General features: G+C 36.7%; 17 protein-coding genes. 3 read left to right on the forward strand and 14 right to left on the reverse strand.

All coding sequences use genetic code 11. The features are described 5' to 3' along the window. Nucleotides 1–102: 102 nt before the first annotated feature. The 10 genes from essA to ACFOUV_RS11240 form a co-directional block, all read right to left on the reverse strand. Nucleotides 103–558: a type VII secretion protein EssA gene (gene essA, locus ACFOUV_RS11195; protein WP_379496855.1), complete on the reverse strand. Its 456-nt coding sequence runs from the start codon at nucleotides 556–558 to the stop codon at nucleotides 103–105. After that, nucleotides 539–3,559, reverse strand: coding sequence for a type VII secretion protein EsaA (gene esaA / locus ACFOUV_RS11200; protein ID WP_379496856.1), 3,021 nt, complete (start codon nucleotides 3,557–3,559; stop codon nucleotides 539–541). The genes essA and esaA overlap by 20 nt, the downstream gene beginning before the upstream one ends. Beyond that, nucleotides 3,556–7,974 (reverse strand): type VII secretion protein EssC, encoded by a 4,419-nt coding sequence (gene essC, locus ACFOUV_RS11205; RefSeq protein ID WP_379496857.1) that lies wholly within the window; start codon nucleotides 7,972–7,974, stop codon nucleotides 3,556–3,558. Before essC ends, esaA begins: the two co-directional genes overlap by 4 nt. Nucleotides 7,975–8,021: 47 nt before the next feature. Continuing rightward, complete coding sequence (essB, locus tag ACFOUV_RS11210; protein WP_379496858.1) at nucleotides 8,022–9,215, reverse strand: type VII secretion protein EssB; 1,194 nt, start codon at nucleotides 9,213–9,215, stop codon at nucleotides 8,022–8,024. Between the two features lie 50 nt (nucleotides 9,216–9,265). Continuing rightward, complete coding sequence (locus ACFOUV_RS11215; RefSeq protein WP_379496859.1) at nucleotides 9,266–9,505, reverse strand: EsaB/YukD family protein; 240 nt, start codon at nucleotides 9,503–9,505, stop codon at nucleotides 9,266–9,268. A 139-nt stretch (nucleotides 9,506–9,644) separates the two neighbouring features. Next, entirely contained in the window at nucleotides 9,645–9,938 is a 294-nt protein-coding gene (locus tag ACFOUV_RS11220) for a WXG100 family type VII secretion target (protein WP_379496860.1), read from the reverse strand. 216 nt (nucleotides 9,939–10,154) lie between these two features. Beyond that, nucleotides 10,155–10,493 carry a hypothetical protein gene (locus ACFOUV_RS11225; RefSeq protein WP_379496861.1) on the reverse strand — a complete coding sequence of 113 codons (339 nt, stop codon included), beginning with the start codon at nucleotides 10,491–10,493 and terminating at the stop codon, nucleotides 10,155–10,157. A 1-nt stretch (nucleotide 10,494) separates the two neighbouring features. Next, on the reverse strand, nucleotides 10,495–12,351 hold the full coding sequence (locus ACFOUV_RS11230) for a DUF6792 domain-containing protein (protein ID WP_379496862.1): 1,857 nt from the start codon (nucleotides 12,349–12,351) through the stop codon (nucleotides 10,495–10,497). Nucleotides 12,352–12,354: 3 nt separating this feature from the next. Next, the gene (locus ACFOUV_RS11235; RefSeq protein WP_379496863.1) at nucleotides 12,355–12,966 is read right to left on the reverse strand and encodes a hypothetical protein; all 612 of its coding nucleotides are present in this window, start codon (nucleotides 12,964–12,966) and stop codon (nucleotides 12,355–12,357) included. A 231-nt stretch (nucleotides 12,967–13,197) separates the two neighbouring features. Beyond that, on the reverse strand, nucleotides 13,198–14,793 hold the full coding sequence (locus tag ACFOUV_RS11240; protein ID WP_379496864.1) for a DUF6792 domain-containing protein: 1,596 nt from the start codon (nucleotides 14,791–14,793) through the stop codon (nucleotides 13,198–13,200). Nucleotides 14,794–15,142: 349 nt separating this feature from the next. Here ACFOUV_RS11240 and guaC point away from each other — a divergent pair, with 349 nt between their 5' ends. After that, complete coding sequence (guaC, locus tag ACFOUV_RS11245; RefSeq protein ID WP_379496865.1) at nucleotides 15,143–16,126, forward strand: GMP reductase; 984 nt, start codon at nucleotides 15,143–15,145, stop codon at nucleotides 16,124–16,126. 398 nt (nucleotides 16,127–16,524) lie between these two features. After that, a complete protein-coding gene (locus ACFOUV_RS11250; protein WP_379496866.1) occupies nucleotides 16,525–18,099 on the forward strand; it encodes an alkaline phosphatase family protein in 1,575 nt (524 codons plus the stop codon). A 154-nt stretch (nucleotides 18,100–18,253) separates the two neighbouring features. On the opposite strand, the gene ACFOUV_RS11255 is transcribed toward ACFOUV_RS11250, so the two are convergent. After that, nucleotides 18,254–19,294: a M14 family zinc carboxypeptidase gene (locus tag ACFOUV_RS11255; protein WP_379496867.1), complete on the reverse strand. Its 1,041-nt coding sequence runs from the start codon at nucleotides 19,292–19,294 to the stop codon at nucleotides 18,254–18,256. A gap of 228 nt (nucleotides 19,295–19,522) precedes the next feature. Here ACFOUV_RS11255 and ACFOUV_RS11260 point away from each other — a divergent pair, with 228 nt between their 5' ends. Next, nucleotides 19,523–20,242, forward strand: a complete 720-nt coding sequence (locus ACFOUV_RS11260) for a PRC-barrel domain-containing protein (protein ID WP_379496868.1) — start codon at nucleotides 19,523–19,525, stop codon at nucleotides 20,240–20,242. A gap of 70 nt (nucleotides 20,243–20,312) precedes the next feature. Here the strand turns inward: ACFOUV_RS11260 and ACFOUV_RS11265 are convergent, their stop codons facing one another. The 3 genes from ACFOUV_RS11265 to ectA are packed head-to-tail and all read right to left on the reverse strand — an operon-like array spanning nucleotide 20,313 to nucleotide 22,543. Beyond that, nucleotides 20,313–20,699 carry an ectoine synthase gene (locus ACFOUV_RS11265; protein ID WP_379496869.1) on the reverse strand — a complete coding sequence of 129 codons (387 nt, stop codon included), beginning with the start codon at nucleotides 20,697–20,699 and terminating at the stop codon, nucleotides 20,313–20,315. Between the two features lie 38 nt (nucleotides 20,700–20,737). Beyond that, the gene (gene ectB / locus ACFOUV_RS11270; protein ID WP_379496870.1) at nucleotides 20,738–22,015 is read right to left on the reverse strand and encodes a diaminobutyrate--2-oxoglutarate transaminase; all 1,278 of its coding nucleotides are present in this window, start codon (nucleotides 22,013–22,015) and stop codon (nucleotides 20,738–20,740) included. A 21-nt stretch (nucleotides 22,016–22,036) separates the two neighbouring features. Then, the gene (ectA, locus tag ACFOUV_RS11275) at nucleotides 22,037–22,543 is read right to left on the reverse strand and encodes a diaminobutyrate acetyltransferase (RefSeq protein ID WP_379496871.1); all 507 of its coding nucleotides are present in this window, start codon (nucleotides 22,541–22,543) and stop codon (nucleotides 22,037–22,039) included. Nucleotides 22,544–22,623: the final 80 nt, after the last annotated feature.

Consider the following 22,623-nt stretch of genomic DNA (forward strand, 5'->3'; position numbering starts at 1 on the left):
CCAAGCCCTGTTTTCCAACTCTTCCATTTCTTTTTGAATCTAGGTTTCTCATTTTGCTGCTCTTTGTTCGTTTGCCTCATTTCCCAAGCGAGAAACCCCATATTAACTGGAGGTGTTCTTAAGTCTTGGAATTATCAGGAAAAACATGGCTGCAATTACAATAACTACTACCGCTACCATTACAGTAATAATACTTGATGAGCTTTGACTTGTTTGTTCGCTCTCGCTTCGTTGTTTCGTTTGATTATCCGCTTCAGAAAATAAATTTAAATGATCAGCTTTCGTTGTAATTGTATTTTTTTCGGTAACAGTTGATTCAAATAATTGATCTTTCAATACATTGCTTTCTGTATCCTTAGGCTTCTCGAATGTTAAATATTGTTGTTCTGCAGGTAATTCTTCCCGCTGAATTAGATTATCTTGAAAGTTATTATAAATATTAATTTCCTCTTTTTCGTAAATATTCGGTTCAACTGGATTTCTCTCCTCTTCCGCATAGAGAGGAACAGGTAAAGTTATTCCAAACAATACGAACAAACTAAGAAGCTTTTTCTTCATTTTGTTCCACCCCAGGTCTATTTCTAAGTACCTGTAATGTGTAAATAAATGCAGAAACTAACAATGTAATTAATAAGAGAACTGCCATTGTCCAATATGGGGAACCTTCTGTACCGTACTGCAGTGACATATATACATTTGTAATTGGATTATTAAAGCTGAATTCCGGTACAACTATATTTATTAATGGAGAGATGAAAAATACAATCATGGCGATACTTGCGATCCAACCTATAAATGGACCGACGAATAATCCACCTCGGACAATATTGGAACATGCCACCAATAAGAGAATTGTAAATATGGTCCACTGTACAGCTTGAGCATTATCCAGTGAATAAATATTTAACCCATAAATACTAATGATTAGACCTACAGCAAGATTCAGCAGTAAAAATAAACCACCTTGTACAAGATAAGAGGCACTGGAATAATAATGGCTCAGGAAACCAATTAATAAACCACTGATTAATATAATGACAAACATCATTACAGGCGGCATTCGATCTTCAGTTTCAGTTAATACTTGTCCATTAACCTTTCCTTCTACATTTACCGGATTTGCAAGGTGATTATAGGCAATTGGATTCTCTTGTCCATCTACAACCGTATTTCCAAGAATGTCATAGACATCATCCCGAATTAACTGTGTCGAAGCAACGTTAACAGACCAGTTATTATTAAGTTCATCGGATTGTTGTTGTACCATACCTACTTGCTCTTGTAACTCTTCTGTAGAGCTTGTAATATTCCCCTGATTTTCTTCGAGGGAAGCAGTTAATTCTGATAACTGCTCTAAATTGGATGACGTTCCTTGCTGAATATCGAATATCATCTGTCCATCTAGATACTCTACTGCAGGTGACTCCTCCCATTCAAATGTTTCAGCATTGGCTGTTTGCAGTTGCTTTGTAATTTCATCTGTCTGCAGTTCCATATTTTCCAATAAACTTATTGTGTTTGTTTGTTCTTCCTGTATTTGGTTGTTATAATTTTCAAATAATTGATTTGTTTCATTAACGAGGTCTTCAAAACTTACCTGACCGTTGCTACTGCTCGCTGTACTTAATTGATCAGAAGAATTTCCTAATACAGCACTTAACTGATCAGTATAATACGTGTTGACCTTAAAGATTTCCTCCATGCTTTGTTGGATAAATTCATCATCTAATACGCTTTTAATTAACTGCTCATCTGTCATCTTATCTTGCTCAAGAAATGCTTGATAGACAGATAGATCTTCACTGTATTGCACTAACGAAAGTAAGGTTTTATTTGCTCGATCGCCTATACCTTGAAACTGTTCTTCCAGGCTGCTTTTTGCACTATCTTCTCCCTTATCTTTCAGTAGTTGTAAAATAATAACCTGTTTGGCTTCGATATTATTTACAATTACATCAGTGGCTTTCATTATCTCCTCATTAATTAATTCAAAACTCGTATTCCAATCCGTTGCATAATCCTTCCATGCAGAGATAATTTGATTTGGATCTTCATATTGTTCTTGGAGCCCTTGCAATTCATCACTTAAAGCTTGGTAGGTGCCATCTATCATAGACCAATCAATAGACGGATCTAACTCAGGTTCAGGCTCTGGATTGGAATCATCAACTGGCTCTGACACCTCTTCACCTAATGATTCCTCACTCTCTGTTTTTTCTTCACTTACCATTGGCTCTTCAACTGGTTCACTTTCTACAGGATCAGGATTTGAATTTCTTCCTGAAGGGATCAATTCCTTCACCATTGTAATAGCATTTCCAAGTCCCTCTAGATGCTCCTGCAGGGAAGCAAGATTGACACCTTCTATTTCACCTATTTCCGGTGCTATTGGTTCTATAAGAGAGGCTGTAATCGGTGCATTTTTAAATGCCACAATCCCTTCCTCCAATCGAGAATTAGCATTCACCATTTTCTCATCTGACAACCTATCATTATATAATTCAACAATTGCTGTATTAACTTCTAAAAACGCTTGCTCTTGCTTCTCTTTTCTTAAATCACTATACAATCTCCACTCCTGTAAGATACCGTTGCCTCTACTAATATTTGCCTGCATATTATTAAAACTACCAACTATTTTTTTCTGATTATTGTTGAAAACAACCGATTGTTGCCTAAATTTTTCTTCTATACTTGCGATACTTTCTTCCAACGCTTGATTATAACTTTCCACGCCAGTCTGAATCGTTTCCTGATTCTCAACTTGGGCTAATTCCAACAAGCGCTGCTGTTCTTGCTGACTATCCTTATAGGCTTCTAATGCATCAGTAAATTGAGACATTTGTGTTTCTGCCTCTTCCGCTGCATTGGTGCTATCACTTGAAAAGTCATTCACCTGGTTCGTTTGATCTAAAATATTTTCCAAATTACGTTTATGTTGATCAATCTCATGTGACAATGTTTGTGATGACGGTGTATAGAAAGCGTACATCGCATCCTGGAATGCAATTTCCTTTTCTACAATCGCATCGAATTGTTCTTGAATATTATTTACTTCCTGCGATACATAGCTCCAATAGATCGTTGACATTTCCTGGTTGATTCTGTTCTTTGCATTCGCCATCTCTCTATGGATACGTTGGCGTTCCTTAGCCTCCAAGTTTGGCTGGATTACATAATTAATTGATGCTTTCGTTGGTGTATCTTCTTTAAATGTCATAATATTTTGTGAGAAACCTGATGGAATATAGATAATAGCATCATAACTTTGATTGCTGAATCCCTGTTCAGCGGCGCTTCGATTTACGACTGTCCAATTGTATTCTATCTGCTCATTTAACAAAGCAGGAATTTCCTGACCGAGTGTTATTGATTCTGTACCCGTATCCAATCCTATATCTTCATTAACAATTGCTACACTTCTTATCTGTTCATCATTGGCATCAGAAACAACTGCTGTTGGTTGGCTGTCTACATAACGAAAAAGAAGAAGTGGGAGCAACAGAATAACAAGGACTTTGACAATAAGTCCTATTGATGATTTATGCTCTTCTTTCATCTACTTTCCACCCTTTCCACATCATAGTGAGGAATTTGTATTTTTTTTACTTTCCCATTTACCACGTAATATCCATAACCTGCCTTCAATTCAGGTTCATTTCGGGTGTATGGTAAAGTAACTAAGCTTTGATCTGATTTCTTCATTAGAAGAATTACTTGTTTTATTTGTTTCACTTCGTTTGTAAAAGCATCAAATCCTTTGGAAAATTCACTCGCATTCCCTGTGATAACCATACTGAATCCCAGATGGCTATAGCTTTTTACTAGATCAGTCAGCTTGGTTTGTAACACCGCATCAATACTTTGCTGGAAGTTTGCCATACCATCAATCATCAGCATATAGGGAGAGAATACTAAAGTTGCTGTTTTTCTTTCCCGCATTGCACCTCGGTACGTTTCCTCTCTTATGGCGAATTCCTTTTCTGCCAATTGAAGCCACGTATTAATATGTTCTTTTGTTTCCATATAAACCACTTCATCATCATCGGCATATTCAGACAATGATCGATCTACGGAATCGAATAATCCAATGCTAGCTTTTGATTGATTCTTCATACGATGGATCATAACCTTTAACATATTAGATTTTCCTTTTTGCGCATCCCCAACAATGAGCCAATGTCTATTCTTCTGCCAATCGATATAAATAGGCTGCACACTATCTTCGTCCAATCCAATTGCCAATTTGGTTTTCGAAGGGCTCACATCATAATTTTTATAGAAGGTCATAAATTCCAGCTTACTTGGCAACATCGGTATAGCATGTGGTCTATTGTAATCCTGATATTTATGTCTCAGAATTTGTACTTCCTTTTTCACATTATCCAATACTTCTACATCATTTCCGCCATCTGCTGGTAAGTAGATTTGTGCAAGAAAAGCATCTTCTTTCTTAACATAAACCCTTCCTGGTATCGCTTCTGTTTCATATTGTGTTTTTCCAAGAATCGCATATTTTTCCGCGGTATCCATTAAATAATGCGCGATTTTTGTTTTCAAGTTACTCATCAGTGCGTGCTTTACCGCATTGGAACGGGTCGCGGTTAAGATGGTATAGATGCCTAACGACTGGCCGTCACGAGCTATCTGTGTAAAGCGATTCTCTAAATCTATCATTTCTTCTTTAACAAGATCATAATTATCAATCGTTAAGAAAATGAATGGTAGTTTCTCTGATACAATCATGTTATACATTTTAATGTTGCTTACTTCATAATCTCTGAATAACTGCTTCCTTTTTTCCATTTCCTCACTGACAAACGCCAGGAACTTCTCTATTTTCCGCTGATCATCCGAACGGAAATAATCACCTGTATGTGGAAGTTGCTGCAGTGGTAGTAATGCTCCATTTCCAAAATCAAAAATGTAATATTGAATTTCCTCTGGACTATTTTCAGAGGAGATTTGCAATAATAATGTTAATAATGTTGTTGATTTTCCGTACCCGGATGATCCGAAAATTCCAATGTTACCATCCTCCATAACCTGGTAGCTGTATGGAGTTTGCCGTTGCTGCTCCGGTTCATCAATTATTCCAATATTATAGTGATTTGGTTCCATGCCATCTGATACTTCTCTACTTGCACGCTGTGGTAATGGTGGCAGCCATGGACTTTGCAGTTTTTCAATATGCAGGCGGTCTTGTACTTCTATAATCTCTTCTACAACTGCATCAATTTCTGTTTTCTTATCTTTTTTGCCATTTTCCTCTGTGGAAACTTCTGATAATGGAATTAATCCCAAATCAGTTACGAGAGCCACCTCATCCTCAGCTCCAATTGCTTCTTTTGTATAAGGTGCTCCGCTCCAGGCAGATTGAAATAATTCATACACTTCATTATTACCGACTTGTAAATATCCTCTACCAGTTACAGTTATTTTAGATGCATCCCCGTTTTTCAGTATTTCTTTACTATCACTTTCGTCTTGAACCTTAAGTGCAACTTTAAAGCGAGCATTACTCCAAATTTGGTCATCAATAATTCCGCCTGGCTTTTGTGTTGCTAAGATTAAATGAACACCAAGGCTTCGTCCGATTCGTGCTGCACTAACAAGTTCGCGGATAAATTCTGGTTCTTCACTTTTCAGCTCTGCAAATTCATCTGAAATTAGGAATAAGTGTGGCAATGGCTCTTTTGCTTCTCCTTCTTTATACAGGTCGGTGTAATCATTAATATGATTTACTTCAAACACATCAAATAGTCGCTGCCTGCGTTTTAACTCACTTTTTATGGAAGCAAGTGCCCGTTTACTGAAGTTCTTACTTCCTTCAATATTCGTAATGGTTCCAAGCAGATGTGGAATGTTCTTAAACGGTTGTGCCATTCCTCCACCCTTATAATCAATTAATAAAAATGCGACCTCATGTGGATGAAAATGAACAGCAAGTGATAAAATATAAGATTGCAGAAATTCACTTTTACCCGACCCTGTGGTACCTGCAAGTAGTCCATGTGGTCCGTGTGCCTTTTCATGTAAGTTCAGGTAAACATAATCGTCTTTTCCTTTTAAACCTACCGGAACTGCGAGTGACTTGGATGATTGATTTTCAATCCATTTCTCCTGAATACCTATTTCAGCAGCATCATCCGTATGAAAGAGTTCTAAAAATGTAACTTTTTCCGGAATGGAATTGCTCATACCAAGCTGATGGTCCAGTGAGCGCAGTGTTCGCGCAAACCTCTCATTATTTGTGTGCTTATGCTCATCAAGTGAAAATGGAATATGTACAGCCTTTTGCTTTTGTATTAAAATATCACCTTGAGTTTCGTCGATGTAACGTACAAGTGTATGAATGTTTTCTGAAAGACTTTCCTTCGCATCCGCAGCAAATATGGTAGAGATTCCGATGTTGGAATGTTCCCCTTCCAGATATTCCAAAATGGCATGCTCCGATATAAGCTGACGATTTGTAATGATAAAAACAAAATGAGGTATGAATAATTTTTTTTCCTTTTCCTCGTCGAGATCACGTTGTTTTAACAGTTCATATATAGATGTAAGTAGTTGATCGCGTGTTTGCTCATTATAAATAAACCCCTTTGCATATGCATGAGGCAATTGAAATTGAGGTAGCCATTTCATCCATTCCCATGATTTATATTCAGCTTCATCGAATATGGCCACAAAACGAATATCATGATAGCTTTGCGAAAAGCTGAGCTGACCAACAATTTGTTGTATTTCTTTTTTGACGATAGAGTCTTTACCGACCATTCCCATCGAACCTTCTGCTAAATCGATAACGAGTGGTACATTTTTTACATGGTTATAATATGCAACGAGTTCTTGCGACTTTTCTAGCAGATCGTCAATTTCCTGATTAGACATATCTGTTCGTTGTGCAGATACTTGATAACTGGAAGGAACAGTAGCTCTTCCAACCCTAAAATGCAGGAAGTCATTACTCACCATGGTACGTTCCCAAATTCGCTCACTTATTTCATTTGTTAAATATTTGACCCTCTCAAAGGATGGAAAATGGTAGTAGAGAACTTCGCGTTGTTTCTCTGCCACCGACTGCAAATCTTGTCGCTTTTTTTCCAAATAGCGAGTGTAGAGACGTTTACGCTTCGCCTTTCTTTCGCGCTGTTTCTTCTTTTCTCTAAAATACTGCACGGTTGATGTAATGATTGTGGTACCGAACATAACGACAGAAATGAGGATAAAGATCCCTCTTGGACGCACTAAAGCGACCACCCCCATAACGATAAGCATCATAAGTGGGGGCATAATAATTAACCATAATCCACGGTTATTATCCTCACTTTCTTCAGATGGAAAGGAAAAGTCAACTTTATCCTCTGGAAGCTCATAAATCATTCGAGGTGTTCGTCTGTATTTTGGATATTTTTGTTTCATTATCGAAGTCGGTTGCTTCGTTTCATATAAGTTCAATGCCAAGTCTTCTCTTGATGTAACAGATATTGCATCTTCCTCTATTAATGAAATAAATATACTGGAGTAAAATACGATATCACCTTGACGTAACTCAGTGACAGCTGTTACTTTTTCTCCGTTTACATATACCTTTTCTTCACGAGGCTGTATAAACCATTTTCGCATGTGGTGTACCAACGAAAAGGAGTCAGTTGGAAAAGTGATTTCTGCTTGATCTCCGATATAATACATTTTTGTTTGATAATCCTGAGCATCAAATAGAATTTGTAACTCATCGTTATCTAACGTAACTGTTAAAGGCTTGCCATTTTCGACCTCTCCAATCAGTTCAGTTTCACAATACACGTTGAGCTTTTGTCCATTATTCGAATAGGTAATGGTAACTTCCTTCGTGATGGGAAAGTCCTGAATCGTAATGGTGTTTTGTAATAAATTTCCCACTGTTACCTCATCCATATCGGTAATCGAAACGTGTTGATATGTTTGATTATAGAAAAGCCAAAGTTGCCCCATGATCCCACCTCCTGCATTTGTTGATTCAACTCATTCGACCCTTTCATCTAACTTTCATTACTTTCTTGTTCAGTTTCTACTGCTTCTTGTTCCATCTCTTCCTCATATTCATCTATTTCTCTTTCGATGTTATCCAGTTTTTCTTCTCTCTCGGTACCACTTAAGCTTTGATCTGCTTTAATGCCTTCACGTTGCTTCAATAAGCCATAAACAATTAAATCACGATCCTCCAAAAGTCTTGCAGTATCAATCGCTTCCTGGTAATTGCCACGACCGATATCAATCCAATATAAAAAATATCGATGATCTGATTGTAATGTGACTGTATTTTGAACATTTCCTTTTTGCTCTTCGGTTAGCGATTCGTTTGCGATATAAGAAGAAGCCAATTGGTACTGAACAATATATGGCATGTTCTCATCATCATAATGATTAAGTTTCGTAACGACATCACTATATTCATTTTGTAAAAACGACCTGTTACTTTCGACATATGCTTCGGTTTCAGGAATTTTAAAGAATAGTGCATACATAGAATAGGTAAGCGCAGGAATTAAGAATAGGATAAGTGCTAAAATACTGTAGCGCTGTGCTCTCCATTTTTTTGTTGGTACATGAATGACCGTTTTTTCGTATTCATTGTTTTTCTTTAAATTTCCCTCTATTTGTTCCAGTAATTGGTCATAAGAAGTTGATTTCATGATTTCTTTCGTTATATATGAAAGATCAATTGTTTCATGATGTGATAAATATTTCTCAAAGTCATATTTATTGTCAGCAAAAGCACTTATAATTGCTTTCGTCTCCATCCATAATCGCTCATCATCAGCTTCATATGGTGGCAGACTTTCGCTAACACCGTAATGTAAAAAATGTGGCATAAGTCCCTGATCAATCATTATGTTTTCAGGACATATAATAAGATTCAATCTATGAAATGCATGCTTCTTTATACATTGGATTAAGTTATAAGCAAACTGCCACTTGGCCTGATTACTCTTTTCATGGATTCTATGAAAACGTTCATAGGAATCTGGTGGAAAAATATGTATCGTTAACTGATCATCTGTCAATGTAAATTCCTTTTTAAACTCAGAATTAATAGATTTTAATAAATTTATCTCTAATTCATTATCCAATTTCAGCTTTGCACGATGGAAGGCTATTTCAATCTCTTTATCTTGATATGCTATTGTTGCATCTATTTTACTTTCTAAGTATGTAGTAGTTTGCTGCGACATCAATTTACCTCCTCTAAACAAGTCATTGTTACAGTTGGAGATTTAGCTCTTCACAAAATCTCTACACAGTCTCCTGTCGTTATTCCACATTCCTCCAATGAGTGTAACCCTGCATAAACGCGTTCTTTATTTTTAACTCTAATCCAGTTACCTTCTCGTGGCTTAACAGTTAAATTTAAAGCTTGCCATGTAATATTAACTAGTTTCTTAACGGAATGCTGATCTGATAATCTTAATTCTATTGGTGCATGATCATAATTCTGCATATCAACTGTCACGTGTATATACATACTTTTTTAGCCTCTCTTTATGGGGAATTCTAATTTATACCTGTCAATTTTCATGGTAGAATATGCTTACGGATTATGAATAAAAAAAGTGCCGTCATGTTGTAACAACTGCGGCACTTTTCTACCTTATCCTTATAATTTATCCGCGAATTTGACCTGCAATATTCGTATCTGTCTGTCTTAGAGCATCCGCACTTGAAGCTAGCTGACGCTGAATGTCTTCAAGTAAATTCACCATGTTTACAAAGGATGGGCGTAATTCAACATATTGGTCTGTAAAAGCTCGTGAAGCATCTCCTTCCCAAGCATCGCCAAGTTGACCAATAAGATCATCCAAGGTTTTTAATACAGCATTTACATTGCCACTTTCAATACCATACCTTCTCGCGAAATCTTCTAGCTCTTCTGGGTTTAAACGAATCATACCTGCCATTTTAATTACCTCCTAATAATTTTATCCTTCTTAAGTGACATTATAATGAAAAAAATTAGTAATAACTACCACTGAAACAGAATATTCAATAAATGAGTCTTTAAACCTATCAATTTTCCCATATTAAATCGATTTTACTGTTATAAAAGTACTAGATAATTTCAATAATACTACTATAAGTCTCGAATAATCATTTCTATTAAACTCGGTAAATAGTTACCCAGAAGGTGTGTTTTCATATGTTAAAGTTAGCTGTTGCGACTTTCTATCATCTATCTGGTCATCTAAAGCAGCGACCGATCGAGTCACCCGATTCCCCAACTGATTCAGGAGCAATTGATTACGCATCATGTAGCTGCGAGTTTCCTGCTGCATTGCTTCTACGACCTCCCCTTTTTGATTTTCACCAACAATAATATTATGAACGAGGGCATGAAGGGCAGCATCGAGCGAACCTAACGAGTGATGGTATTGCTGAAGTACTCCTCTTTTATACATAAAATCTTCACTTTCCAGCAATTGTTCCGTAATGGTTATTGAATGATGCTCTCCCAATTTATATCCCTCCAATCAGATTAAAACGTGCCGCTATGCGTTCATCTTCATCAAACAATTGTTCAATTGCCTTACGGTAATTTTCAATATAGAGATGGCCTACTTCCACGCTTTCTATAAGACTAGTAATCTCCACATCAAAATCCGCATTACGCAGCGGATAAAATACTTCATGCACACTAATTCTTCGGACTATTTTATTCAGCCTTGGAAAATAGATATGTTTCCGCAGCAGATTCCGGTACATACCCGGATTTTGCTCCATATCATTTATTTTGTTAATCAATTTTTGCTTTTCGTCCTCATAACAATCAAAAAGTTCCATTTCCACAGCCATTCGTAGCCGTTCGATTTCAGTCAGTTTCTCTTCCAAAATCTGCTTTCCCTCCCTGTACATACGAAGTGAAGCAGAAAGATTTACCTGAATTTCCTTTCCACCACTGTTTGTCGCAAGCACCATATCCGTACCCAAATAAGATTTATTTCCCAGATCAAGCACCTGCAACATTTCGGTGATTCCATGACTAGCGCCAATTGTATGCAGAATTTCTTTATATTCATCTTTATTAAGAATCTCAAGATTTGATTGAAGAGATTCTATGTGGTTAGTAATTTTAAAGTAGGCAGCCACATCGCCTCCCAATTGCCCCAAGAAATTACCTGTATCCCGAACAACCACCATGCTCGCTACGGTTTCCTGGATTCCTTGTAATTCTTGTTCAATGGCTTGGATTACGGCCACAATTTCCTGCTTTTGGTCATTCGAAATATATCCAGCTTCCTTAAATCGATTAAAGATCACTTCTGAATTACTCGTTACGGATTTTACTTGTGACATTAATCCTGGTAGCTGGTCATTTAAGTTCCGTACCATCGTATTTATTTCAGTTGGCTTCGTCATATATACATTCAGTGCACTGCCTATCGAATCGACTCCATCAAACACTTTCAGATCCACACCAAGGATATCTTGTATTGCAGCCTGCATGCCACCTCTTTGAGAGGATACCGTATACTGGACAGCCAACTCCTGAAAGTCCTTAATGACAGGATCTGGAATATCATCCATTAATGTGCGAAGTCCAGGAAAATCAGGATTTGTATCGTAGTAATCCACTTCCCCAAGTGTAAAAAAGCCACGTACTCCACTAACTGCATACAGTGGGTCGTCCTCTGAAATTAGTTGATGAATGTTCTTTGCTTTGTCAGCGTAGTAATTTTCTGCGAAGGTTCTTAGTTGTTGGGGGTCTATGTTGTAGATGGCATTAGGATCTGTCCTTGGAATAGAAAAGTTTTGTCTTACCTCCTCTTGAAAGTTAAAATCTGCTCTAAATAATTGATAGTAATTGGTCTGGGCACCATTCACGCTGTAAATTTTATCAAAAGTATTGTAAGCTAAATGAGCAGTGGTATTATTATTATGAGCTAATGAATGGGATAATCCTATAACAACCGGGAAATCTTCATTACCTTTGATATCAAATTTTCCTATTGCTTCTTCAGTAAACTTCTGGGTATCTTGAGCTTGGGAATAATCTATACCCGCAAACATTGCTTTTACATTATATTCCCAATCTGTTATATCCTGAGTCCCTTGAGAAATGATGTATACTTCATTTATTTCCAGCTCATCTGAAAAAAAATGGATAGCAGTGCCATTATAACCAGTGATACCATCTTTGAGAATACTAGATTGGGAAGAATGAAAGATGTCTATATCTATTTTTAATTCTTTGCCATACTCCTCTATATAAATTTTGTATATTTCTTTAATCATTTGTTCATCGGGTAAGTCTTTATACTCTAAGTCAATAAGTCTTAACCGGAATTCTGGAGTTATCGCTACTTTTTCACCCATTGCCTAATTTTCCCTTTCATTTTTTTCATTGACAAACTCAACCGACTTCATCCAGTTAACAATCTCATCTTGTTGAATATCTTTTAACTCCATACATTTATCGGTTTCCAACGTGCATAAAGTATCATATATAATCTGTACTCCACCTGAACTCTCTGTATTTTGCAAATAGCTCGCATATCCATAATTTTCATAGTTTCCTTCAAAAGGAGCAATAAATAACTTTCTATTTTCTAAGTTTATTTCCTCAAATGCAAGTTCATCATTAAATTGGCTGTTGAGTATCTCTAAATTATAGATTTCGTCTCCCTCTTTATTATTCAAGAAATACTTAATATCAATCGATGTTTCCAATCCATTACTATTTAAATCTCCGATTAAGAAACTTTCGAAGTTCTTATTCTCTCTTGCATATCCTTGTTCACCTATAATCCCCCCTGCAGGAAAACCCATTTGATAAGCACCTGTCCCTGACAAAAACGGATAATACCCAGGCTCTGTTTCTACCGATGATTGAAGAAAACCACGTGTAAATTCATCTTGAAACGCCCTCACATCCGGTAGATCTTCCGGATTCATCTCAGACGGTTTCTGATTTGTTTCCTCATTGCTCAATTGACAACCCCCTAACACAAGTATGGATAGAAATAATAATACATACTTAAAATATTTCACAAGAAATCCCCCATAAATTCCATTTTAATTATTATTCAGTTATAGTATATCTATGTAATGACTAAAAAGGTATATTCAATCATATACTTTCAGAAAAATGATTCTTTTGGTACAGGTTTTGTGTGGTTCTATAGTCTGGCATTGGTAAATATGAAGAGGAAAATTAATGGTTCACAACTGTTTTTCGATTTTTTCAGAAGAACACGTTGGGGGGTATACGTTCAGCATATCGACTTCATCAAACACTTTCAGATTCACACCAAGGATATCCTGTATTGCAGCCTGCATGCCACCTCTTTGAGAGGATACCGTATACTGGACAGCCAACTCTTGAAAGTCCTTGATGACAGGATCTGGAATATCCTCCATTAATGTGCGAAGTCCAGGAAAATCAGGATTTGTATCGTAGTAGTCCACTTCTCCAAGTGTAAAAAAGCCACGAACTCCACTAATTGCATAGAGTGGGTCGTCCTCTGAAATTAGTTGATGAATGTTCTCTGCTTTGTCGGCGTAGTAATTTTCTGCGAAGGTTCTTAGTTGTTGGGGATCTATGTTGTAGATGGCGTAAGGGTCAATACGAGAAATAGAAAAATTTGATCTTACTTTAAATGCAAAATCATCATCTGTATAATAGAGCTGATAATAATTTGTTTGAGCACCATTTATACTGTATACTTTGTCAAATATATCGAAGGCTAAATGTGCAGTTGTATTATTATTATGTGCTAAAGAGTGTGACAGACCTATAACTGGGACTGATATTTCATCAATATTAAACTCTTTCTTAAAATCAGTAACAAAATCTCTTGTTTTTTCAGCCTGAGAATAATTAAGTCCTGCAAACATTGCTTCTAAGTTATACTCCCAATCTACCATATCTTGAGTTCCTTGTGATATAACATATACTTCATTAATATAATTTTCTTCTGAATAAAAATATAATGCTGTTCCATCATATCCAGAATTATTATTAGCAACAAGAGTAGATTCCGAAGAGTGAAATACATCTATATTAGCAGTTAGTTCCTCCCCATATTCTTCTATGTATATAATCTTAATTTGCTCAATAAGCTGTTCTTCTGATAGATTTTCATACTCCAAATCTATTAATCTTAATCGCATCTCATTAGTGTTTAAAATTCTTCCGCTCATGACATAACATTCACTTTCATCTTCTTTTTCGACGTACTGAATAGATTGCATCCAATTAATTATTTCTTTTTTACTTGATTCTTTAACGTCAATACAATTTTCAATAGAATTTAAACATCCAGTTTCATGTATAACTTGGATTCCTCCAGGACTTAACTCATTCTGGACATACCCTGCAAAAGTAAATGTATCTTCACTTCTCTCAAAGTAAGTGACATATAAAGATTGATTATCATTAATTATCTTTTCAAATTTCACATTTAGCCCTAATCTCTTTTCTAAATTATCCAAATAGTTTTCTTTATTGCTCGATTTTTTATAATCATCGTAGATAAAATTAATAGATGATTCAGTTCCATTGTTATTATCTACACCAATCAAGTAACCTTCATATTCACTTTCTTTTAGAGCATATCCTCTTTCCCCGACAATTCCACCCGCCGGAAAATCCATTTGATAAGCACCAGTCCCTGACAAAAACGGATAATACCCCGCCTCTGTTTCTTCTATTGATTGAAGAAAACTACGTGTAAATTCATCTTGAAACGCCCTCACCTCCGGTAGATCTTCCGGATTCATCTCAGACGGTTTCTGATTTGTTTCCTCATTGCTCATTTGACAACCCCCTAACACAAGTATGGATATAAATAGTAATACATACTTAAAATATTTCACAAGAAATCCCCCATAAATTCCATTTTAATTATTATTATTTAGTTATAGTATACCTATATAATGACGAAAATGGGTTTACTACAACTAAATTTTTAGAAAAATGAACTTCTGTTCTTTATTCGGGACGTTACGATAGATAATAGGCGATTATTATCTAAGAGGTTGCAAGATTTATGATTACGTCTAAATCTGCAAAAACATTGACTTCCACTTAAAAATAAGTTAAATTACTAAAGGCGAACGATTTACCGCAAATTTTATTTAATATTCGTTTTTAGGAGTGTATAACATGGAAAATGTATTTGATTATGAAGATATTCAATTAATTCCAGCAAAATGCGTAGTAAACAGCCGTTCAGAATGTGATACTACGGTTACCTTTGGGGGGCGAACATTCAAATTGCCTGTAGTACCTGCAAACATGCAGACAATTATAGATGAAAAAATTGCAACCTATTTAGCAGAAAATGATTATTTCTATATCATGCACCGATTTAATCCAGAGAAACGTTTATCTTTCGTTCAAGAGATGCAGTCACGTGGATTATTTGCTTCTATTAGTGTTGGTGTTAAAGAAGAAGAGTATGATTTTGTAAATCAATTAGCTCAAGAAAATCTCACACCTGAATACATTACCATTGATATCGCGCATGGTCATTCCAATGCGGTGATTGAAATGATAAAGCATATAAAAAAACAACTCCCAGAGAGCTTTGTAATTGCAGGAAATGTCGGAACTCCTGAAGCAGTAAGAGAATTGGAACATGCCGGTGCAGATGCAACGAAGGTCGGCATTGGACCCGGGAAAGTATGTATAACAAAAATTAAAACCGGATTCGGTACTGGTGGCTGGCAATTGGCCGCGCTTCGTTGGTGTGCAAAAGCAGCAAGCAAGCCAATCATTGCTGACGGTGGGATTCGTACCCATGGAGATATAGCTAAGTCCGTTCGTTTCGGTGCTTCCATGGTGATGATTGGTTCCCTTTTCGCGGGTCATGAAGAATCACCTGGGGAAACCTTTGAAAAAGACGGTAAGCTCCTTAAAGAATACTTTGGTTCAGCATCCGAGTTCCAAAAAGGCGAGAAGAAAAACGTAGAAGGCAAGAAAATGTACGTAGAGCATAAAGGTGCACTAAAAGATACATTGACTGAAATGGAGCAAGACCTTCAATCCTCTATTTCCTATGCTGGTGGAGATAAACTGGAGGCAATCCGCAATGTAGATTATGTTGTCGTTAAGAATTCCATTTTTAATGGTGATAAGGTTTATTAAGGTTTATAAATTGTACGATCAAGATGAGCGAGATACATATGTATTCGCTCGTCTTTTTATTTTGACTAGAGGAGACTGCACCTACCCTCACTGATCGCAGCTCGCTCTTGATTCCACCCCTGAATTGTGAACTTAGCTTTTTATTTGTGAACTTCAGCCATTTTTGTCTTGAACTTCAGCCATTCCTCTGTGAACTTCAGCATTTCACCTATTTTTTCGCCTCGTTATGCTTGATATGCATATCATCACTAGTCCGGGATCGCTCTGGGCGGATACACACCTTAGGATTATAAAGCAAATACTTCGAAAATAGACTAATAAATAAAAAAGCTATTTTGAACCAAACTAGTACTGTACTGCAATAAAAAATTGAACGTACATCTAAAAGGATGATAAATATGATAAAAAAATTACTATTCGTTCTGATCGGTCTTGCTCTAATTTTAACCATAATCATTTGGTATGGATTTTCTACACCGACAAAAGATGTAACTGATATAGAGATTACTTCCACTTCCAAGCCAGTCGTTTTTTTACTTATTGATTCTCTTATGCATGAACCATTACAACAAGCTATTGAAGAAGGTCGAGCTCCTGCTTTAGCTTTTTTAGCTGACAATGGACAGTATTTTTCTCAAATTGTAAGTTCTTATCCGACCATGTCCGTTACCATTGACAGCACCCTTTTAACAGGAACCTATGCTGATCAGCACCGAATTCCAGCACTTGCCTGGTTCAACAATAAAGAAAATCGATTGGTTAACTATGGAAGTAGTGCCATGGAAATTTATCAACTCGGGATAAAACAAGTTCTTCATGATAATATTTATCAATTAAATCAGAAGCATTTAAGCAAACAAACAAGTACCATTTTTGAGGACCTTGCTAACCGGAAAGATGATTCTGCCTCGATTAATGGGATGCTCTATCGTGGAAATGATCAACATGATCTCCATATACCAAAACTCATTTCTATGTTTAACCTATTACCTGATACAGCTCAAATAAATGGACCAACCCTATTATCTTTAGGAAGTTTGTCACAGTTCAGCTCGAAAAATAATAACCATAATAATATTTGGCAAAGACTTGGAATGAACGATCAATTTACTAGTAATGAACTTAAAAAGCTTATCCAAGACGATAAGCTTCCTACTTTTACGCTAGCTTATTTCCCAAGGCTGGATAAGCAAGTTCATAAAAATGGCCCCATGACAATTGACGGGATTGAAGATGTTGATCAGGTGTTGCAATCTATTTTAAATGAATTTCCATCGTGGGAGAAAGCAACGGAAGCGATGTCAGTGATTGTGTATGGTGACAGTGGTCAAGCGGTGATTGGCGAAGATAAAGAGACAGCTCTCATTGATTTAAAAGTACTTTCTGAAACATACAGACTTTCAAAACTTGGAGAACCGATTCGAAAGGAAGACCAGATTGTTTTGGCTGTCAATTCCCGTATGGCCTATATCAATTTACTTGATGAGAACGTTACTTACAAAGAAATGATTTCCCATCTTGTTAAAGACCCGAGAATTGGCTTTATAGCATGGAAAGACGATAATGGAAATCACGTAGTATCCGAAGAATCCGGTGACGTACTTACGTTTAAACCGAATGGAAAATATACCGATCAATATGAACAGGATTGGAACTTGGATGGGGATATCTCCATCTTAGACCTTTTTGTGGATGAAGAAAACAAGATTACTTACTGGGACTATCCAGATGCACTGGCACGACTTTATGGTGCACTACATTCACATCAAGGTCGTTATATTATTGTTGATGCAAAACCCGGTTACGAATTCATTGGAGAACATTCTCCCACCCACCTTGGCGGAGGCGGACACGGGTCTCTTCATAAAGATGATTCACTTACTCCAATGATTATAACCAGCACAGACTCCACACCAAAATACGAAAGAGCTATCGATATAAAAGATTGGATCTTGAAACTAACAGACAAATAGAAGGAAGCATGGGGACGGTTCTCTTGCTTCCCTAAGGGGCATTCGTAATTATTTTCTCGGAAATAATATACTTTACTATTAAGGTTGGCTAGCTGTAAGAGTTTAAGAGTTATAAAAACACCGCTTCGACTATGTCCGAGCGGTGTTTTATGATTTATTCTGAAGCTCGTGTATTTTGATAAGCAAGTGTATCCCAAAAAGAAATATCTTGCTCTTCGATAGATCCATCAGAAATTGCCTCAGCTGATGCAGTCAATGTGTTCACAGTTTGTTTGATTAAGTATCCATTACTTTTCTGTCCTAACACATAGGACTCATAATAGTGATCAGACATACCACGCATCTCAAACAGTAGTGTGGAAATCCCGTACTCTACTGCAATGCCGTTTCTACTGATTGTTTCTGCAGAACCACCATTATATTTACCTAAATGCCCCCAGCCTGTTGGGTCAATCTCGTTAAATACAACTGCACCTAATTGTTTGGATTTTTCTACAACCTCTGGATCAGCATTTTCTGTAGTTGGATAAAGAATAGATCCGGATACAAGCTCCCCGTCACGCTCGCTCTGTGCTCCCTGATGATGTAAGTCGATCATATAATCAATATCATACAGACTTAAAACATTATTATGCAGGGCCTGTGTTTCCGGCTGTATTCGATCAACATGATCACGATTTAAATCGACTTCATCCGCATTATAGCGAGTCAAATTACGGTCTCCACTTGCAACATAATCATCCAAGGAAAAATTAACATCTCCCATAGCTCCGTCTGCATTAAGCATTGGTACAATTAGAATATTTACACCATCCAATATCCCTTTTGTTTTGCCGGTACCAAGATGTTTAATAAATTCCAGAGTTCCTTCAGTCGTTAACTGTTCATTACCATGTTGCTGTGTCAAATAGAGAATGGTTGGATTATCTGGATTTGTTATATATTTCACCAGATGTATATCCCTTCCTTTTACTGTTTGTCCAATGACTTCAAGTTCCATCTGCTCCTGTTTTACCTCCTGTTTTTCAAGGAAGTCCACCATTTCATCATAGGTGGTAAGAATGGATGTATTAACGGTTTCATTTCCCCCATACTCAGGGCCGTTTCCAACAGCACTTACGGTAGGAGAGCCAACAGAAATCCCTCCTAAGACCAGTGTTCCTACAACAGTTAATGAGAATAATTTTTTCTTCAAAAAATCCCTCCATTTCATAAAAGTGTATGTATACATCTTCGGTTTTTATATAGATAATTCCTGCAAAATTTTTAAAAATAAGAAAGAATACTCAGAAAAATTACATTTATAAGCGTGAAGTCCTGGTTCTATTCAACAGAGGATTGTTGTATAGGCTATCAAGTATTTCTTGTTTAATCCATTATCGAAACAGGGTATAGATATATAAACAGCCAAAGGAGAGATATGATGTTATTCTACACGTCTCAATTAAAAGACTTCAATATTGCTGCCACCGATGGCGAACTAGGAAAGATTAAAGACCTATACGTTGACGAACAAAATTGGTCTATACGTTATGTAAGTTTAGACACTAGAAAATGGCTTCCAGGTAAAAGGGTGCTTTTATCCCCTTCTTCTTTCGATAGGACTAACAAAAAAGAGCAAACTCTAGAAGTAAAATATGATAAGCAAACTGTCCGTAATAGTCCCGACGTTTCTGAGAATTCGCAACTGTCAAGGGAGACCAAGCAACGATTGGATGAGTACTACGGTTGGGGCCCAAATCTATCAGATCCAGTTATGTTTGGTGGTGGACAAATCGCAACCATAAATCTAATTCAACCACCAGAATCTTATACAACCACACCAATTCCAGATCCAGATGAAACAGAACAAGACTTAAGAAGTGAAGATGAGGTAGTCGGATTCAGAGTTCATGCAAATGATGGAAAGCTTGGGCAAGTTGCTGATTTTATCTATGATGATAAACATTGGGAAATCCTATATATTGTCGTTGAAAGCAGAGATAGTACTTTAAATCCAAAATACTATGCTTACAGCACGAATAAGATTGAGTCCGCCGACTGGCATGAAGGGGATTTGTATATGAAAGAACCATTGACTATACTGGAAAAAGAAAAGCTTTACAAAGATAAAGAGGATATCATTGGTTCCTTATCTGTTTAAATAATCTTAGAAAGCATACGCTCCATAAAAGAATCCCAGGTGAAATTTCCCCTGGGATTCTTTATATCTTCTATTCTGTTAATAAAGGATAATATCCTTCTTCGTTATGTGTTTCTGTCCCTACTAGTGGTGGATTAAATACACATACCATGCGCATTTGAGATTCCGCACGTAGTTTATGTTTATCATGGTTGTCTAATAGATACATGGATCCTGGTTTAAGCGACCAAACTTCACCAGTTTCTACGCTTTCAATTTCACCTTCACCTTCAATACAATATACAGCTTCAATATGGTTTTTGTACCAGAAATAACTTTCTGTTCCCGCTTTAATAATTGTATCATTTAAGCTAAAACCAACTTTATCTTTATTTAAGATAAATCTTCTGCTCTCCCATGTGTTTCCTTTTGTGTGGTCTTCTGTTCCAATAATTTCATCAAGTGATTTTACGATCATTTTCGTTTCCCCTTTTCAAGTAAGTTTTTCTATTATTGTTATTTTGATAGAACGTGTTCAATACTATCAACTAAAATTCCAAGCCCTTTGTTTAATCCTTCTTCATCGATAATAAGTGGTGGCAGGAATTTAACTACTTCATCTTTTGCTCCTGACGTTTCTACAATTAGTCCACGTTTAAATGCTTCTGCACATATCTCATTTGCTAGGTCCTCAACATGTACGCCAATCCCCTGCATAAGGCCTCGCCCACGGGCTTCTCCTTTTAATTCCGGATATTTCTTTATAATCATGTCGATCGTATTTCTTAATAGACTCGCATTCTTATTGATTTCCTTTTCAAATTCATCCGTTTCCCAAAAGCTTAACGCTTCTGTGGCAGCAAGAAATGCTAAATTATTTCCACGGAACGTGCCATTATGTTCACCAGGTCCCCATTGATCATACTCAGGTTTAATAAGCGTAATTGCCATTGGTAAACCTGCACCACCAATAGATTTTGAGAGACAAACAACATCCGGCTTTATGCCAGCAGGTTCAAAGCTAAAGAAGGTACCTGTTCTTCCACAACCTGCTTGCACATCATCAATAATCAATAAAATATCCCAGCGTCTGCAAATACTTTCAATTTTCTTCAACCAATCCATACGAGCAGCATTAATGCCACCTTCACCTTGTACCGTTTCTAGGATAATTGCCGCTGGTAGTGCAACACCGCTTCCATTATCTTCAAGGAATTTTTCAATATATGCGATGGAATCCTGGTCTTCTACATATTCATCAAAAGGCATTGTTGATGTATGATGAAGCGGAATTCCTGCTCCATGACGTTTAAATGAATTACCTGTCACAGATAACGACCCGATTGTCATACCATGGAACGCATTTGTAAAGTTAATTACGGTATCTCGACCTGTTACCTTTCTGGCAATTTTCAATGCACTTTCAACAGTATTCGTTCCTGTTGGTCCGGGAAACATAATTTTATAATCGAGGTTTCGAGGTGTTAGAATAGTATCTCGGAACTTCTCAAGAAAAGCTTTTCTTGGTGTTGTTCCCATGTCGAGGCTGTGCAAAATCCCATCTTCTTTAATATATTCAATCATTTTTTCTTGCATCGCAGTATTGTTATGACCATAATTTAATGCACCTGCTCCAGCAAAGAAATCAATATATTCCTTACCATCTACATCCCATAGTTTATATCCTTTAGCCCTTTCAAAAACAGTAGGCCAACTACGGCTATAACTTCTTACTGCAGATTCCACTTCTTCAAACGTTTTCATTTTGTCATTGTTAATTACTGCAGTTGTCATCGACTCATCCTTTAATTTAATTTATTTTCGAAGCGGTCCAATTTTAAATAACAACTCATTTTCATGACCTGTTTCAGGAAAATCCTCCGCTGTAAAATAATCGCTAACTTTCCAATTTGTATTAAATTTCCTTGCAAGTCCAAAGAATAGACGTTTTGAGGGTTCATTTGACGGTGACACAGTCGCTTCCACATAGTGAACTTCTTCACATGTAGTACGTTCCAGTAACTGAAGCAACATTCTCGTTGCCAATCCATTGCCTCTCTCAGACTCATGAACAGCTACCTGCCAAATAAATAATGTATCTGTTTTTTCTGGATGAATAAATCCAGATATGAAACCGACAACCTTTTGCGTCTCCTTACTAATAACGACAATCGATGTATCTGCAAAAATTTCACACCACATCAAATAGCTATAAGACGAATTAAGATCCAGATTGCCTATATGTTTAACAAGTTTGTAAACTGCAGCTCCGTCATCTTTAGTTGGCTTGCGGAAAAGATATTCCGTTTTACTTATATTCAACTTTTCTGCTACTTCCGAAATATTGATGATTTCACCTCCTGATTTGTTTTTTTCGTATAATCAATTACCTTTAATAGCCT

Origin of the sequence: Oceanobacillus longus, from assembly GCF_042650085.1 — a bacterium.
GTDB lineage: Bacteria > Bacillota > Bacilli > Bacillales > Amphibacillaceae > Oceanobacillus > Oceanobacillus longus.

Bases quoted from the DNA above. Each gene is read 5' to 3' on its own strand.
- essB (WP_379496858.1), bottom strand. From the start codon at position 9,215: ATGTCGCAGCAAACTACTACATACTTAGAAAGTAAAATAGATGCAACA.
- ACFOUV_RS11265 (WP_379496869.1), bottom strand. From the start codon at position 20,699: ATGATCGTAAAATCACTTGATGAAATTATTGGAACAGAAGACCACACA.
- ACFOUV_RS11230 (WP_379496862.1), bottom strand. From the start codon at position 12,351: ATGGGTGAAAAAGTAGCGATAACTCCAGAATTCCGGTTAAGACTTATT.
- ACFOUV_RS11240 (WP_379496864.1), bottom strand. From the start codon at position 14,793: ATGAGCAATGAGGAAACAAATCAGAAACCGTCTGAGATGAATCCGGAA.
- essC (WP_379496857.1), bottom strand. From the start codon at position 7,974: ATGGGGCAACTTTGGCTTTTCTATAATCAAACATATCAACACGTTTCG.
- ACFOUV_RS11260 (WP_379496868.1), top strand. From the start codon at position 19,523: ATGTTATTCTACACGTCTCAATTAAAAGACTTCAATATTGCTGCCACC.
- esaA (WP_379496856.1), bottom strand. From the start codon at position 3,559: ATGAAAGAAGAGCATAAATCATCAATAGGACTTATTGTCAAAGTCCTT.
- ectB (WP_379496870.1), bottom strand. From the start codon at position 22,015: ATGACAACTGCAGTAATTAACAATGACAAAATGAAAACGTTTGAAGAA.
- ACFOUV_RS11215 (WP_379496859.1), bottom strand. From the start codon at position 9,505: ATGTATATACACGTGACAGTTGATATGCAGAATTATGATCATGCACCA.
- ACFOUV_RS11250 (WP_379496866.1), top strand. From the start codon at position 16,525: ATGATAAAAAAATTACTATTCGTTCTGATCGGTCTTGCTCTAATTTTA.
- ACFOUV_RS11220 (WP_379496860.1), bottom strand. From the start codon at position 9,938: ATGGCAGGTATGATTCGTTTAAACCCAGAAGAGCTAGAAGATTTCGCG.
- essA (WP_379496855.1), bottom strand. From the start codon at position 558: ATGAAGAAAAAGCTTCTTAGTTTGTTCGTATTGTTTGGAATAACTTTA.
- guaC (WP_379496865.1), top strand. From the start codon at position 15,143: ATGGAAAATGTATTTGATTATGAAGATATTCAATTAATTCCAGCAAAA.